At 40.3% G+C, this 16,890-nt stretch carries 14 protein-coding genes; all 14 read right to left on the bottom strand.

Going from position 1 to position 16,890, the window contains the following annotated elements:
- Positions 1-4: 4 nt before the first annotated feature.
- Positions 5-1,222: a tRNA guanosine(34) transglycosylase Tgt gene (gene tgt, locus C5L21_RS08030; protein ID WP_004900103.1), complete on the bottom strand. Its 1,218-nt coding sequence runs from the start codon at positions 1,220-1,222 to the stop codon at positions 5-7.
- Positions 1,223-1,383: 161 nt separating this feature from the next.
- Positions 1,384-1,995, bottom strand: coding sequence for a JAB domain-containing protein (locus C5L21_RS08025; RefSeq protein ID WP_085699726.1), 612 nt, complete (start codon positions 1,993-1,995; stop codon positions 1,384-1,386).
- Positions 1,996-2,024: 29 nt separating this feature from the next.
- On the bottom strand, positions 2,025-3,428 hold the full coding sequence (locus C5L21_RS08020; RefSeq protein ID WP_085699728.1) for an MFS transporter: 1,404 nt from the start codon (positions 3,426-3,428) through the stop codon (positions 2,025-2,027).
- The gene (locus C5L21_RS08015) at positions 3,425-4,606 is read right to left on the bottom strand and encodes a bifunctional folylpolyglutamate synthase/dihydrofolate synthase (RefSeq protein WP_085699730.1); all 1,182 of its coding nucleotides are present in this window, start codon (positions 4,604-4,606) and stop codon (positions 3,425-3,427) included. The genes C5L21_RS08020 and C5L21_RS08015 overlap by 4 nt, the downstream gene beginning before the upstream one ends.
- A gap of 105 nt (positions 4,607-4,711) precedes the next feature.
- Positions 4,712-6,280: a degradosome RNA helicase CshA gene (gene cshA, locus C5L21_RS08010; protein ID WP_004900112.1), complete on the bottom strand. Its 1,569-nt coding sequence runs from the start codon at positions 6,278-6,280 to the stop codon at positions 4,712-4,714.
- 38 nt (positions 6,281-6,318) lie between these two features.
- On the bottom strand, positions 6,319-7,455 hold the full coding sequence (locus C5L21_RS08005) for a serine hydrolase domain-containing protein (RefSeq protein ID WP_004905167.1): 1,137 nt from the start codon (positions 7,453-7,455) through the stop codon (positions 6,319-6,321).
- Between the two features lie 20 nt (positions 7,456-7,475).
- A complete protein-coding gene (locus C5L21_RS08000) occupies positions 7,476-8,810 on the bottom strand; it encodes a UDP-N-acetylmuramoyl-tripeptide--D-alanyl-D-alanine ligase (protein ID WP_004900118.1) in 1,335 nt (444 codons plus the stop codon).
- A 113-nt stretch (positions 8,811-8,923) separates the two neighbouring features.
- A complete protein-coding gene (gene rlmD / locus C5L21_RS07995) occupies positions 8,924-10,300 on the bottom strand; it encodes a 23S rRNA (uracil(1939)-C(5))-methyltransferase RlmD (RefSeq protein ID WP_004907390.1) in 1,377 nt (458 codons plus the stop codon).
- A 130-nt stretch (positions 10,301-10,430) separates the two neighbouring features.
- Positions 10,431-10,697: a type B 50S ribosomal protein L31 gene (locus tag C5L21_RS07990; protein ID WP_004900125.1), complete on the bottom strand. Its 267-nt coding sequence runs from the start codon at positions 10,695-10,697 to the stop codon at positions 10,431-10,433.
- Positions 10,698-10,801: 104 nt separating this feature from the next.
- The gene (locus C5L21_RS07985; RefSeq protein ID WP_004900127.1) at positions 10,802-12,088 is read right to left on the bottom strand and encodes a UDP-N-acetylglucosamine 1-carboxyvinyltransferase; all 1,287 of its coding nucleotides are present in this window, start codon (positions 12,086-12,088) and stop codon (positions 10,802-10,804) included.
- A gap of 80 nt (positions 12,089-12,168) precedes the next feature.
- Positions 12,169-14,628 carry a phenylalanine--tRNA ligase subunit beta gene (gene pheT / locus C5L21_RS07980; protein ID WP_085699734.1) on the bottom strand — a complete coding sequence of 820 codons (2,460 nt, stop codon included), beginning with the start codon at positions 14,626-14,628 and terminating at the stop codon, positions 12,169-12,171.
- A gap of 2 nt (positions 14,629-14,630) precedes the next feature.
- Complete coding sequence (gene pheS, locus C5L21_RS07975; RefSeq protein ID WP_012305059.1) at positions 14,631-15,680, bottom strand: phenylalanine--tRNA ligase subunit alpha; 1,050 nt, start codon at positions 15,678-15,680, stop codon at positions 14,631-14,633.
- Positions 15,681-15,997: 317 nt separating this feature from the next.
- Entirely contained in the window at positions 15,998-16,360 is a 363-nt protein-coding gene (locus C5L21_RS07970) for a winged helix-turn-helix transcriptional regulator (RefSeq protein WP_085699736.1), read from the bottom strand.
- A gap of 71 nt (positions 16,361-16,431) precedes the next feature.
- Positions 16,432-16,890, bottom strand: a 459-nt coding sequence (locus C5L21_RS07965; protein ID WP_133286088.1) for an ROK family protein, incomplete at its 5' end; no start/stop codon positions are given.

Below are 16,890 nucleotides of genomic sequence, written 5' to 3'. Positions count from 1 at the left end.
TGTCTTAAAATAAGCGCGCATTTGGCTTATTATAACCGTATTCTTCCATTACTCTTGCTCGGAATTCAAGTAATTCATCATTTTCGATGGCCGTTCGCATATCTTCCATGAATTGTAACAAGAAACGTAAATTATGTTGCGATGCTAGTTGGGCACCCAATATTTCGTTAGCGTTAAACAAGTGATGCAAATACGAACGTGTCAAATTTTGGAAAGGATTGTAGTCTGGATTATCGAATTGTGCTTGATTACCGAATTGCGCTTGTCGAATATGATTTGGTGAATAGTAGCTCAAATCAGGATCCAATGGTGAAAAATCATTTTTGTACTTAGAATTCTTGATAACAACGCGGCCATAGCGTGTCATCAAGGTCCCTTTACGTGCAATGCGAGTAGGCAACACAGAGTCAAACATATCTACACCGCGAATTACACCGTCAATCAGTGAGTCCGGTGCAGCAACCCCCATGAGATAACGTGGCTTATTTTCTGGTAATAATGGCATAGTGAAATCTAGTACACGGTTCATTTCCAGTTTGGATTCCCCTACAGATAGACCACCGACGGCATAACCTGGTAGGTCCATTCCCACCAAGCCATTAGCCGATTCTGTACGGAGTGCCTTGAATCCAGCGCCTTGCACAATACCAAACAATGCTTGTTTTTCAGGATTACGATGCGCAACTTGTGCTCGATCAGCCCACCGTAAAGAGCGCTGCATTGATTCTTTAATATAATCGAAACTTTCAAAATACGGAATCGCCTCATCTAACTGCATCATAACGTCAGATCCCAAGTTATTTTGAATACGCATGGCCACTTCTGGTGATAAAAACATTTTATCGCCATTAACATGGTTTTGGAAGGTAACGCCTTCTTCTTTTAGCTTTCGTGCATCTGATAGAGAAAAAACCTGAAAGCCACCAGAATCCGTTAGAATTGCTTGATCCCAGCCCATATACTTATGTAAGCCACCAGCTTCGGCAATTAATTCATCACCTGGCCGTACCCATAAATGATAAGTGTTACTCAAAATAAATTGCGAACCAATTTCTTTTAACGCTCGTGTACCTACACCTTTGACTGCACCTTGTGTACCGACAGGCATAAACATGGGTGTCTCAAACGTCCCATGTGGCGTATGTATACGCCCTCGACGTGCCCCTGTATGTTTTTCGGTATGAAGGTGTTCGTACCATACTGCTGGATGTTCTTGTCCCATGTTTTATCTGTTAGGCTAAAGACGTTGACTATGCAACGGCGCAATAGCTTATTCCTTTTCTATCAATGTCGATATCAAACTTACCCATATTATTTTACCAGTTTTTGATGCACAAAAAAAGTAGCGTGTTCTTGTGCAGGCGGCATATCATCATGATCTAATTAAGCAGGACACTTGAGTTGTGCATTTTCAGATAAACTCCAGTAGCTGTCATAGGTGACAACAAAAGAATCAAACATTGGCACCGCCATCTGATCACCTAATTTCTTTAACCGTTGACTAAAGGCGATATCGGTATCCGATGGCATAACATTCCCACTCGGGTGATTATGAATTATCATAAATCCTAACGCGTTTGCTATCAAGACGCGCTGAAATATTTCACGTGGTGAAGATTGGACACTGGTTAAACTACCAATAAATACCGTTTCCCAACCTATAACATTTAACTGGGCATCAAGTAGTGCCACACACAACTGTTCTTGCTTAAAATGACCTAATTTCTGCTGAGCAAAGTGGCCAATATTTTCGGAAAATTTTGCATTTAATAATACTGGTCGTATACTCGCTGCCACCTGCTGCCCAATCGCAATACCGGTGAGCAATGCGCCATGTAACGTTGGATTATCCGCAATAAAATCCATCATCGTATCATGCCCAATCTCATTCAAATCATAATCATGGGGGAAAAACCGTCTTAAGTCATCAACGCCCTTACGCCCATCATATCCTAGCAATGTATAAAATTTTTCGACTTGATCATCTAATATCATTTTCTACCTCTTACTAGAATGATACGTGATTAAGCCTTGTTATTCACAACCCTTAACGCCCTAAGCGATAGTGTTGCCGCCACAATAACAATAATGATGTCTAACCCAAATAGCCAGGTTGTCCCAAGACTTGTTTTGGCCATATAGTTCAAAGTGCTATTGTGGTTTTGAAAAATAGTCATCACACCAGCAGCAAGTGCAATACCGACAGCTGCTGAATAGTTATTGGTTGCTGAAAAAATTGAATTTCCCGCACTTTGGTACGCAACCGGTACATGGCTGATTGCATGTGTCATGTTGTTACCAAACCAAAAGCCGGCACCAAGTTGCACTACCATAAAGCTCAATGTCATATTGAAAACACCTAATGGTAAAAATAGCATCATCATTGCACCAACAATAATCATTGTTATGCCAGTGACGATTGGCAATCTAGGCCCGTAACGATCGTAAAGTCTACCAGAGACAATAGCCATAAAAGCATAACCCAGTGCGCCAGGCAATAACGTCAGCCCAGCCACTTGTGAATTTTTCAAAAGTACAATTTGAAGCGCCATTGGTATGGCATAATTAAATGTTAAATTTGCGACCTGTGTCGTAAAAGACGCCGCAACACTCAAAGAAAAACTCTTAAATTTAAAAATAGCCGGATCAATCAGTGGATATGTAATACGTTTTGATCGTTTGAAGTAACTCAGCAAGCTAATAATCATTACTAGTAACAAGACAACACTAATCACATTGATCAATCCATGTGTGCTAAGTCGTTCAATTAAGAAGATACCTGATATAAAAAACAAACTTAATTGTAACCAGCCGAATAAATCCAATTTTTCTCGGACGACCTCTGAAACTTGTCTAATTGTAAACCAGCCTAAAATAAGTGACCCTATCTGAACAGGTAACACAACCCAAAACACTGTACGCCAACCGAAGTTTTGCGTTAAATAGCCGCCAAAAGCCGGTCCAATAGCTGGCGCAAAAGAAATTATTAGTGAACCCAAACCAACCATTGTGCCGCGCTTTTTTTCAGGTACCTGTTCAAAAATAACATTGTACATCAGCGGCATGCCAACACCGCCACCGATGCCTTGTAACAAGCGGCCAAACAAAGTCAGACCAAAATGACTACTGACTGCGTCAATTAAAACCCCTAAAATCGATATGACTGTCGCTACAACAAATTGACTACGATTGGTAAACCGCTTCTTCAACCATGGTGACAATATAACTACCATACTTGTCAATAAAATAACACCAGATGTTAACCATTGCACTGTACTTGACGGCACATTAAAGGTTCTCATCAACACTGGGAAACTAACATTCAAAGCCGTCTCCAACATAATATCGGAAAAACCTAAAAGTCCGATTGCTAACACACTCAATATTAAACGAATGGATAATTTTTTTTCAGTTTGTATTCTCATCATAGTTGATTTCTCACCTCACTAACAAAATATAAAGAACCTGTAAAAATTGTCATATCACTATGACTTTCATGAAAAGCTGTTTGCCAACTATCAGCCGTCTTGATGGCATATTGCTTAGCAACTGATGAAATATTTAGGCTGTGTCTACCGTTAGGGCCAGTAAAAGGTACCAGCACAATATCAAATTTAGCTTGTGTCAAAATATCGCTGAAGGCTAACACAACGTTTTTATCCATCAGACTGCCGATAATTAATGTCTTCGTTTGCTTTTCATATTCTCCCGTATTCAGGGCGGTCACTAATTGCATTAACCCTTGGTAATTGTGTGCGCCATCGATTATGATACCTGGCCTAATTGTCTCAAAACGCGCAGCAAACTGGCTTTGCTTCAGACCATTTTGAATTTGTTCAACCGTAATACTCTCATCAAAAGCGTTGACTGCCGCCACTGCAGTGGCAGTATTTTGTACTTGATATTGTCCAGGTAGACCTTGCTCAAATTGGCCAGAATGTCCATGAATTATTGGCCTTTTTGATCGCTTTTCAATAACCCATTGCGCTGCTTCTGGCAATTCACCTATCACAACCGCCATATTATCATGAATTATTCCGGCTTTTTGCTCAGCGATTGCTGCGATGGTATCACCTAACAGCGCTTGATGATCTAGGCCAACACTTGTGATGACAGCAACAGTTGCGTTTGGCATCACATTTGTCGAATCAAGTTGACCACCAATACCCACTTCGATAACCAAAGCATCTAACTTTTCACGAGCAAAATAGGTCATCATAATTGCCGTCAAAACTTCAAATTCGGTGGGCACATCTGGTGCCAACTGTTGATCCACAGTGATTAATTTTTTTTCTACTAATTGTGCCACTTCTAGTAAGTCTTGTTCGGCAATCCACTGATTATTAATCTGTATTCTCTCTCTAAAATTAACAATATAAGGGGAAATAAATAAACCAGTACGATAACCTGCAACACGTAAAATGTTACTAGCCATTGTAGACACTGATCCCTTACCATTTGTACCAGTCACATGGATTGCCGGCGGTAATTGCTCTTGCGGATTATCTAATGCATTTAAGAGCGTAAACATACGATGCAGAGATTCCTTTTGCCCACCCTTTGGGCGGCTATGAATAAAGGTAATCGCGTCTTCTACTGTCTTCATGACTATCCTCCAATAAGTGCAATTGTACTGGGAAATGAAAAACCGACCAACAGCTTGTTTGGACGGTTTCATCGTTTTATCTAAGTAGTTATAAATAGCTCAGTGTTAATCTTTTTCACGGACAGTGAATTCACGACGCTGGCGTGATGAATTATTTGATCGTCCCTCATTTGAACGACCATCACGACGCTTGTAATCACCAAAACGACGTTCACTGTTACCACGACGCTCACGGTTGCCACCACCGTTTCTTGAGCCGCCACTGCGATTACCACCACGATAACCACCGCCATTGCCACGACGATCGCCACCACGGCCACCACCATTACGTGACCCACTACCATTTCTACGCCGTGGTAATGGCCGTTCGCGGGTAATTTCAACTGGTGTATTCTGCTTTTCCAAATCTGCTACAGATGACAAAAGTGCTGCCGCTAATTCTTCTGAAGAATACTGGTTTGTCAACTTATCAACTTCTGTTTGAATTTCGCTAACATCTGTTTTTTTGACAATATTATGCACTTCATCTGCCGCATTTTTAATTTTACCAATACGTGCTTCTTTCAAAGAAGCTGGCTCCAATGGTGTCATACGTTTCTTGGTAAGATCTTCAACTGCGCGAAGGTAATCCATTTCATTTGGTGCAACTAGTGTTACTGAAACGCCTTTAGCGCCAGCTCTACCTGTACGGCCAATACGGTGAACATATGATTCAGGATCTTGAGGAATATCAAAGTTATAAACATGTGTAACATCCTTAACATCCAAACCACGTGCAGCAACATCAGTTGCTACCAGAATATTGATTTCGTGTGATTTAAACTGTGCCAAAACGCGTGAACGCATTTGTTGCGTCAAATCACCGTGCAAGCCAGCTGCACGATAGCCACGTGCTTCTAGACCACGTGATAATTCTTCAACACGACGCTTGGTACGACCGAACACAATCGCCAACTTAGGTGCTTGTACATCAAAGATGCGTGTCATTGTATCAAACTTTTCATTCTCGCGCATACGTACAAAATACTGGTCAACTAAATCAGTTGTCAATTCTTTTGCTTCGATTTGAATATGCTCAGGATTAGTCATGAATTTGACACCAATACGCTTAATAGCTGGTGGCATTGTTGCTGAGAATAGCAATGTTTGACGATCTGCTGGTGTGTTCTTGATAATTGATTCAATGTCATCCAAGAATCCCATATTTAACATCTCGTCAGCTTCATCCAACACCAATGTCTTAACATTATCAATTTTAACTGTCTTACGGTTAATATGATCAAGCAAACGGCCTGGTGTACCGACAAGAATTTGTGGATGCGATTTCAAGTTTTGAATTTGACGACGAATATCTGCACCACCAAAGACAACTTGCACATCAACGTGCTTATCACGGCCTAATTTTTTAAGTTCCTCAGCCGTCTGAATTGCTAATTCACGTGTAGGTGAAACAATTAAAGCTTGAATGTTTTTATTACTTAAATCAATGTGTTCTAATATTGGCAAACCGAAGGCAGCTGTTTTTCCAGTTCCTGTTTGCGCTTGTCCAATAACATCTTTACCCGCTAATGTTAGCGGAATTGTTTTTTCTTGGATGGGTGTTGCTTCCACATAGCCATGTGTTGCAATAGCATCCAAAATATCTTGTGACAAACCTAATTCACTAAACTTCAAAATTTTTCTCCTCTGCGCTTTGTAGCGCCTATAGCCATCTAACGTGTTTTAATGGCTGTCATTTGTGTAAATAGTGCTTTTGCCAGCGGTTGCCAGCTTTTCCCTCTTACGCGGCTGTTGCTTAACAAAATAACTGCACTACGTCCATTATTTGTTATAACAATTGTCGGTTCAAACCCATCCAATATGCCATGGCCACTATTGTACTTACCCCAATGATATAAGCCACTTGAATAGGATTCTCCGACAACTGGTTGCCACATATCATGCAAACGTGAGACAGTAATAATCTTGTGATCAATCAACAAGCGATAATAACGATATAGCATGCCCGCAGACATTGCCACATTGCCGGTGCCCGTTTCTCGTGCGTACTGACGCGGATTATCGGGGACGATATTACCATTTTGATAAGCTATCGTTCGATGCTCACTATGCATAAAGTTTTCATAGTTAGCAATATTCAAATGATACTGCTTATTAAACACATTGTTAAATAGCTCCCAATAACTTTGGTGCGTAATCTTCATTAAAATGCCAGCTAATAAACGAAAATTAATAGCTTGATACGTCCACCGATTTGATGGTAACAGCTTAACATGGCTGGCATCGAAGTTAACATTATCTAACTCAGAGATAACGTTTTGATCTTCGCCTGTTTGTGATAAACCACTAGTCATCGTCAATAACTGCTTAATCGTAATTCGCCTTGCATTAGGTACGTTAGGGTAATATCTTGCTAACAGTGTTTCTAGACTCAGCTTCCCCTGCTGAACTTGTTGCATAATCAACGTTGCCGTAAAACTTTTCTGTATTGAGGCAATTTGGAACAGTGATTGCGGGTTATTGAACCGATCTTCTGCCTCATTCGCATAACCGTAACCCTTTTGCAAAATGATACGATTATTTTCCACAAGCAAAGCAGTACCTGTAAAACCAGCTTTTTCAAGTTGATGGTTAGCCGATACAGCGTGATCATTGTCTTCAAGAAAAACATTTTGATCAATCTGATCTAACGCATCTTGTGTTTCTGGATGTGCGGCCTCAGCTTCATGCATTTTGGTAACTTGATAGAATCCCCAAGTACCAACGCCTAAGATTAGGATAATTACCGTAGTAATCAGAAAATGACGCCACGTAAAATATTTAAGTTGACGATGTTGTGTACGTTTCAATGCTGCTTCCCCAATGACAACTAAGGTTGTTCAGATGTGAGCTGCTGAACAACTTCTTCTAAATGAATCCCATGGCTGGCTTTTAGCAAAATAACGTCACCGGGCTGACTGATAGCCAATAAATCTGAAGCCAATTGCTTGAGCTGATCCGTTTGATACAAATGCACCCTTTCCACACCCATTTTTGACATTAAAAGTGGTGCGGTATTTTGATTAAATAATGATCCTACTAAGTATACACCGTCAACATCTGTATCGAGTATTTTTGGTCCCAATTCAGCGTGAAGATGATTTGCTTGTGTTCCCAATTCTAGCATATCGCCTAACACAACATACTTTCGCCGAGCAGGAAGTGACTTTAAGGTTGATAATACAGCAGCAACAGCTGTTGGATTAGCATTATAGACATCACTAATTAAAACAACGCCTTGTGATGTCACTAATCTTTCAGTTCGATTTTTCGTCAAATCAAAGTTTTTTAATGCCAAGGCGGCATGTTTTAAATCAATAGATAGTAGCTTACCCGCTGAAATCGCTGCGAGCGCATTCATAACATTATACCTACCCATGACAGGAATTGCAAATTTTTGTTGTTCAAATGTAAATGTTGTGACAGTAGCCAAGGCTTGAATGGCCGATACTTTTTCGCCAAAGTACTGCCTATCACTTTTAACAGCTGCTTGCGTCAACAAGGGCTCATCAAATGGCACAAGTAAAATACCATCAGATTTAAGTCCCTGTGTAATTTCTAATTTAGCACGGGCAATGTTATCTCTTGTCTGAAAAAATTCAATATGTGCTTCACCAATCATTGTAATAATCGCAATATCTGGCATGACCAAGTGTGATAATACCGTTAGTTGCCCAGGGCGGTCCATGCCTAATTCTACAACCAATACTTCTGTGTCATCTGGCATAGACAATAACGTCATAGGCACACCAATTTCGTTATTATAATTTTCAGGTGTCTTAAATGTTTTAAATTTCGTCGACAAAATAGCCGCAGTCATGTCTTTTGTCGTTGTCTTGCCGTTGGACCCCGTAATAGCAATAACCTTTGGATTAACCATTTCACGACGATATTGTCCTAATCGTTGTAAAGCTAATAATGTATCTGGCACAATAATAGCTGGTATATCTGGTGTTATAGCATGCTGATCATCAACTAGCACTGCCACAGCACCGTTAGCCAAAGCTTGTTGTATATAAAGATGACCATCATGTTCTGACACGAGGGCTACAAATAAATCACCTATCTTAACTTGTCTAGAGTCAAAGGCAACACCAGTAATATCGGCGTCCCCTTGCGAATTAGCCTGAAGCACTGAAGCAATGTTTTTAAGTGAGTCGTTCATTTTATCTCCAAAATAAAAGCACCGTTTTATCTAGCCAATTTTGTACATGACATACAACAATATCATATAGCCATCTTGGTGATACGCGGTGTTTCTGTCATACGTATATTATATCAAGAATTTTTCTTAAATACTGTAATACTTTCTACATGCGATGTTTGTGGGAACTGATCCACTGGCAATACTGGTCCGTCAATATGATAACCTTGCTGCACTAATTCTGACGCATCACGAACTAATGTGACAGGATTACAACTGACATATACAATCCTGTCAGGAGCCATATCTGTCGTTGCTTTAATCAACGCATTGGTTAATCCCCGCCGCGGTGGATCAACAAAGACCACATCAGGTTGTAGGTTGGCTTCTTGCCATAATTTAAATTGTTGTGGCGCATCTGCCAAAATGTATTCCGCATTATCGACGTGATTCATCCGCATGTTTAATTGTGCATCTGCCACAGCACCAGGTACAACCTCAACCCCAAGTACTTTTCGAACCTGTTTAGCCACCGTGATACCAATTGTGCCAATACCTGAATAAGCATCAATAACAATATCTGTTGTTTTTAAATCAGCTTTACGCGCCGCTAAATCGTACAACACCTCTGTAGTCTGTGGATTAACTTGATAAAAAGAGTTTGGGCCAATGAGAAAAGTATAACCTAACAAGGTATCCTTAATAGCCGTTTCTCCCCATAATGTCCGATTATTTGGACTCAACAACACATAATCTTTTTTAGGACTGTAATTAAAAATCAGACTCTTAAGTTCAGGGAGGTTTTGTCGTAATTCTTGTGTAATTGCCGACTCATGATTAATCTGCGCATCATTTGCGACGAGAACCACCATCAATTCATGTGAATAATAGCCACGGCGAATCATAATATATCTAATAGCGCCCACCTGTGTATCAGGATCATAAGCACTAATTTGATAATTTTCTAATACTTCACGTACAGTAATAATCGCTTGGTCGATGTTGGCATCATTGACGAAATAATCAGTCATAGGAACCAATTCATGTGTTCCACGACGATAAAAACCACTAGTTAAATGACCATTTTGCCATTTAACAGGCACAATTGTCTTATTACGATAATAGGTAGGGTTGGCCATACCTATCGTACTATCAACAACAACTTCAATATTTTGTGCTTCAAATAAACGCTTTACCTGTTGCCGCTTTAATTCGAGTTGTGCCTCATATTTCAAATTAACTAATGGTGCTGTTCCCGCCTCAATTAAATATTGCCTTTGACTGTCCTGACGTTGATCAGAAACTGTTAATCGCTCGATAATTTTAGCATAGCCGGAAAATTTATCAACTTGAATAACTTCAATTTTGAGCATTTCGCCAGGAATCGCATCGGCAATATACAATGGATATTTTGACGTGACATAGACAATCCCCATGCCATCAAGTCTAATATCATCAACCGTTGCAACGATTATTTCATGTAATTTAACTGGAAGAATTGTTCTCGACATTATACACAACATATGATTATCGCAAAACCAAATAGCAAAGCTGCAATAACAATATGCCCTCCATTTCTCAATAATAAGATGAATAAAAAATAAAAGCGCTCACTACCGTGAACGCTTTTACTAAGAACAATTACTTGTCTTCGTTGTTCTTAAAACCAAATCCAGCAAACTTCTTGTTGAACTTGTCGACTGCACCATCGGCTTGCGTGAACTTTTGCTTACCAGTGTAGAATGGATGTGAGTCAGATGTGATATCCATACGGATAACTGGGTATTCTTGACCTTCAAATTCAGTTGTATCATTTGATGTAACAGTAGAAGCTGACAAGAACTTCTTACCTGTTGTTGCATCAAGAAAAACAACTGGACGGTAATTTGGGTGGATTTCTGCTTGCATAACTATTTCTCCTTAGCGCCCTGAAACTTCTGTAACAGAGTCAGTATATAACTAGTATAGTTTATCATATCATGATTTACGTTGCAACATATTTTATCAATGGTTCACGGCATTAAATTAATCAAGTCAATGCCTTCAATTGAAACATCTGCACCTAAGGCAGTTAGCTTATCTTGAATCCGATCATATCCTCGCAAAATATGATCTGCATCATTGATAACCGTCTCACCTTCAGCCATAATTGCTGCTATCACAAGAGCTGCGCCAGCACGTATTTCAGCAGCTTCTACATCTGTACCAATTAATCTCGGTGAATAATTGACACGAATATGCCCTGGCTTTTCAGAATCAACGTCTCCACCCATACGACGTAATTCTGCAATATGCTTCACACGCTTAGGGTAAATGGTATCTTGAATCATGCTTTCCCCATTGGCCATTAATAGTAATGGTGTAATGGGCTGTTGTAAATCAGTTGCAAACCCAGGATAAGGCATGGTCTTGATACTAACTGGTTGCAATTGGTCTGAAGGGTAAACATGTATGGCATCTTCGCCAATATCCAAATTAACCCCCATCTCAATGAGTTTTGAGGTATATGACTCCAAGTGCTCTGGAATAACATTTTTGATTGTGACTCCGTCACCAAAAGCAGCAGCCATACTCATATAAGTACCGGCTTCAATACGATCTGGAATCACTGTATGCGTGTTACGCGCTTTCAAACTTGGTACACCAGCAATACGAATAGTATCTGTTCCAGCCCCACGAATATTGGCACCCATGTTATTTAGAAATGTTGCAATATCAATAATTTCTGGCTCACGAGCAGCATTTTCAAGTATAGTTTGCCCTTTAGCACGCACGGCAGCCAAAATAATGTTAATGGTAGCCCCAACCGATACAGTATCCAATGCTATACGTGCACCAATCAAGCCATTTTCAGTGGCATCAATATGGATAATGTCATTAGTTTCAGTGACTGTTGCACCAAGTGCTTCAAATCCTTTAATATGTTGATCAATTGGTCGACGACCTAAATTATCACCACCAGGGAAAGTAACTGTTGCGCGATTAAAGCGTCCTAGTAATGCCCCCATAAAATAATATGAGGCACGCAAAGACTTAATCGCGCCACTTGGCAATTCACTTTCCGTGATTTGCGTTGGATCAATGTCTAAATTACCATTTTCAAAATTGGAATGCACATTCATTGCATCCAAAATTAATTGTAAGTTTTTAACATCAAGAATCTGCGGTACGGTGTCGAACTTAACCGGTGTATCAGCTAATATTGCAGCTGGAATAAGTGCAACTGTTGAATTCTTTGCACCACCGATTGTGACTTCACCATGGAGACGTTTGCCACCACGAATAATTATTTTAGCCATGAATTTTCCTTAAAAAACGTTATAGTCCGTTTTTAATTATACAGTGAATTCTTCTTGAACTCAAATCAATTTGCCTATGGTCACCGAATGTCTGCACCCAACTCAGCTACAAGGGCTTTTGTGACAACCTCAAAATCATCATTAACTTCTGCTTCGACTAGTGTGCCTTCATTATTTTGATAGGTTAACTGATAAGCTAACGACTTTTTACCGGTTGGGAGTTTGTCTCCTGCATAAACATCAAATAGTGTCACATCAGCTAGCTTACTACCTGCAGCTTGGTGGATAACTGTCATCACTTGTTCATTTGTGATTGTGTCGTTTATCAACAGCGCAACATCACGGCTTACTTGTGGGAATCGTGTCACCGGTTGATAACTTACTGTTTCCTTTGCAGCAGACATGACAGTAAACAAATTCAACTCAAAACCATACACTGGTGTCATTTTTTTAGCACGTGTCATTTTAGGATGAATTTGACCGACAAAGCCGAGATAAACATCATCAGTGTATATATCGGCAGTTCGCCCTGGGTGCATATTAGCGTGACGGTCAGTCGCAACGTACCGCACGTTTTTAACACCGATTTGCTCTAGATAAGCTACAACAATACCCTTTATATCATAAAAATCAACAACACGTTCTGCTTTTTCTTGTTGCCAAGATGACTCAACAATGTTGCCAGTCAGTACACCAGCCAAATGTTCAATTTCAGTTGGCAATTCGTTTTTGCCATTGGCCACAAATACACGACCTTGCTCATAGAGTGCAATATCTCGCACACTGTGATTAACATTATACGCAACATCTTCTAGTAAACCAGCTAATAAGTTTTGCCGTACTGTTGTACGATCAGAACTCATTGGGTAATCTAATGTTACCACTTTGGCTGCTGGGTTTTCTGCGAACTGTTGCGCTTTTTCAGGTGTTGTTAAGGCGTATGAAATCGCTTGGTTCATGCCCAAACTTTCCAAAATTTTCCGACTAGCACGAATTTGCCTTTGTGCTTTGGTCAGGCTGCCTGGTGTTGTTGGCCCATATGGTAAAGTAACCGGTAAATTATCATAACCATACAGTCGAGCAATTTCTTCAATTAAATCTGCTTCAATACTCATATCTGGACGACGCGCTGGTAACACAACGTTAATTTTCGAATCCACTATCGTGTACTCAAATGCTAAACGGTCGAGGATAGTCGTCACATCAGCTAGTGTCAACGTTGTGCCTAGGATATGATTCACGCGATTAACAGTTATCGCTTGTTGGATTGCTTCACGCGGTTGGTTGACAGCAGTCAGTAATCCGCGTGCAACTTGCCCTGTAGCTAATGTGTCTACCAAACTTGCAGCATGGTCTAAGGCTGTAAACGTATGATCACTATTCACGCCACGTTCAAATCGTGATGACGCTTCGGAATGAATGTTGTGACGTCGAGCGGTAGCACGTACTAAACTTGGGTTAAATACAGCCGACTCAATCACAATATTTTTGGTCGAACGATCAACTTCAGAGCTCATACCACCCATCACACCGGCTAACATCAATGGTTGTGCATCATTTGTTGCAATAACAATATCTTCGCCGGCTCGTAATTGACGCGTTTGGCCATCAAGCGTGGTGAGTTGTTCATTGTTTTTGGCGCGGCGTACTGCTAACTGTTTTGTTGTTAATTTATCTAAGTCAAACGCGTGCAGTGGTTGCCCATAAACTAACATCATGTAATTCGTGATGTCAACAACGTTATTAATTGGTCGCATCCCCGCATTCCACAAACGCTTTTGCAACCAAAGTGGTGAGTCTTTCACTGTAATATTATTAATGACACGAACAGCATATTTCGACGCTAGTTCATCACTTTCGACCGATATTTGAATCTGGTCGGCTGCCAACGGCTCATATTCAACTAAATCAAAATCGGGGATGACAACTTTTATGCCAAGCATTGCGCCAAACTCATAAGCTGTACCCAGCATTGATAGCATATCAGAGCGATTGGGTGTCAAATCTGTATCTATGACCGGTTCATTCATGCCCAAAATAGCAATGGCATCATCGCCAGCATGCACATTATCTTCTTCGCCAAAAACATAGATGCCCGCATCAAAATCCTTAGGAGCAATTTTATTATCAAACCCAATCTCTTGCAGTGCCACTAGCATACCAAATGAAGTTTCACCACGCAGTGTCGCCTGCTTTATTTCTATTATATCATCGGTATTATGATCAATGATATGTGACCCAACTTGTGCCAAAATAACATATTGTCCTTCAGCAACATTTGGTGCGCCAGTAACAACTTGAATCAACTCATCTTGGCCTATATCAACCTGGGTAATCACCATATGATCTGAATCTGGGTGTGGTGCTACCGTTTTGACTTGAGCAACAACTAAACCATCTTGCTTACCAGCCAGTGTTGTGACTGAATCAACTTCAACACTTGTTCGTTCAATACGTTCAGCCAAATCAGCAGCTGATTGTTCATCTACGGCAACGCTTTCTTCTAAATACTCATTTAACCATTTTAGACTTGTCTTCATTGTTAATTTCCCTTTCGATTGAACTGTGACAAAAAGCGAACATCGTTCAAATAGAATTGACGAATATCATCTACACCGTACTTCAACATAGCAAAGCGATCTGGTCCTAAGCCAAAGGCAAACGCGCTATATTTTTCCGGATCAATACCATCCATTCGCAAAACATTCGGGTGGGTCATGCCTGCACCAAGCACTTCAATCCATTCAATATCCTCTGGTTTCATATCTGGCGTGACTTCATTCCAAGATACGTCTACTTCAACTGAAGGTTCCGTAAATGGGAAATAAGATGGTCGCATACGAATTTGATGCTTTTCGCCAAATAACTTTTGCATGATTGATAACAACGTGCCCTTTAAGTCGGCCATGGTAATATTTTCGCCGACAACCATCCCTTCGACCTGATGAAATTGGTGCGAATGTGTCGCATCATCAGTGTCACGACGATACACCTTGCCTGGCGCTATCATTTTTAATGGTCCTTTTGAAAAATCATGTTTTTCCAACGAGCGTGACTGCACAGGTGAAGTTTGTGTGCGTAATAAGATTTCTGGCGTAATATAAAAGGTATCCTGCATATCACGTGCTGGATGGTCTTTAGGTAGATTTTCACGTTCAAAATTATATTCATCCGTTTCAACCTCTGGCGAATCAACAATGTCATCAATGATTTCAAACCCTAATCCCAAAAAGTGCTGTTCTATTTCATCGATGATTTGTTGCAAAACGTGGGGCTGACCAACTTGGTGTGCACTACCTGGCAATGTCACATCAATTGTTTCAGCAGCTAATTGCTCATTTAGTCGTGCCGTTTCTTCTGCTGCCTTTTTTTGTGCTAACAGGGTCGTAATCGTTTGGCGAACATCGTTTCCAATTTCACCAACCGTTTTACGCTCTTCTGGCGCAACATCCTTCATACCCTTTAATAAGGCCGTTAACTCACCTTTTTTCCCTAATAAGCTCACTCTTAGCGCTTCAACATCCGCTTCAGTAGCATTAATTCTTGCGACAGCTGTCGCTTTTAAGGCTTTAAGATCTTCAATTAAACTCATCATTTTTCCTCTCTATTATGCCATTTAGTTTATCTAATCTAATCCTGTTGCAACAAAAAATCCCATGTTATCTTCTCTTAAGATAACATGGGACGTCAAACAACCGTGGTACCACCCAATTTTCTGATAAATTACCAGCTCTAGGACTATAACGCAGTCTTACGTTGGTGATTAAACCAAACACTCATGACTGAAATTCATTGCATCGTTGCATGATGATATTTACACCAAATATATCACTCGCTTAACATGAAAAACGCAATTACTAGGCCACTCTCCGTGTAAAATTATATTAAATCACTTATAGTATATCATGCTCAGTCATTACTGTCTGCATGTTTTGCTTGCGTGACATCATTATATTTATCGGACCACTCGTGTATCGCAGCCATCATCGGCCGCATCGCCTCACCAGCCTCAGTTAATTTATATTCAATTAAGCTAGAATTATCATATGTTACACGCTTAACCAAGTGTACGGATTCTAACTCTTTGAGTCGCTCAACTAACACACGGTCAGAGCAACTCACAATGGCTCTCGAAAGTTCCAAAAATCGTTTTGGTCCACTAATGAGGAGCGTCTCAATAATGAGTCCGTTCCATTTTCTGCCTAAAATTTGAAATGTATTAGTAAAATTTTGGCATAGAATACTCTCTGTATTATCTATTGTTTTTGTCATGAGATTGCCCTCGAAATTATTGATATGTTAATAATAACATAGAACCATAACGTTGACAAAAAGTAAGAATTTTACAACAATGTTTTAGCCAAATAGAAGCAACCAAGAATACCAGCGTTATCGCCGTTAGCTACTGGCACAATGTAATCTTCTAAATCAGGTACATCTAAATAATCACTCATTTGTTCAGCAAAACTCGCACGAATCAATGGGAATAAGGTTTCGCGATGTGGCACACCACCACCAAAAACAATCTTTTCTGGTCGCAAAATCATGGTATAGTCTAGCGCTGCTTGTGCTAGATAAAAGGCTTCAATTTCCCATGCCTTATCTCCGTCAGGAATTTCTTTAGCACTCTTATGCCAACGCGCTTCAATGGCTGGACCAGCTGCCAAGCCTTCCAAACAATTATCCCCGTGGAATGGACAATGACCTTCATAGTGATCTTCAGGATGCTTTTGCAAGAAAATATGTCCAGCTTCTGGGTGCCCATAACCACTCACCAATTTGCCACCTGACACAATACCAGC

It is taken from the genome of Leuconostoc citreum, assembly GCF_004354555.1.
In the GTDB taxonomy this organism is placed as follows: domain Bacteria; phylum Bacillota; class Bacilli; order Lactobacillales; family Lactobacillaceae; genus Leuconostoc; species Leuconostoc citreum.
The sequence above is the reverse complement of the archived record's forward strand: the minus strand, read 5'-3'. Positions and strand labels throughout refer to the sequence as shown.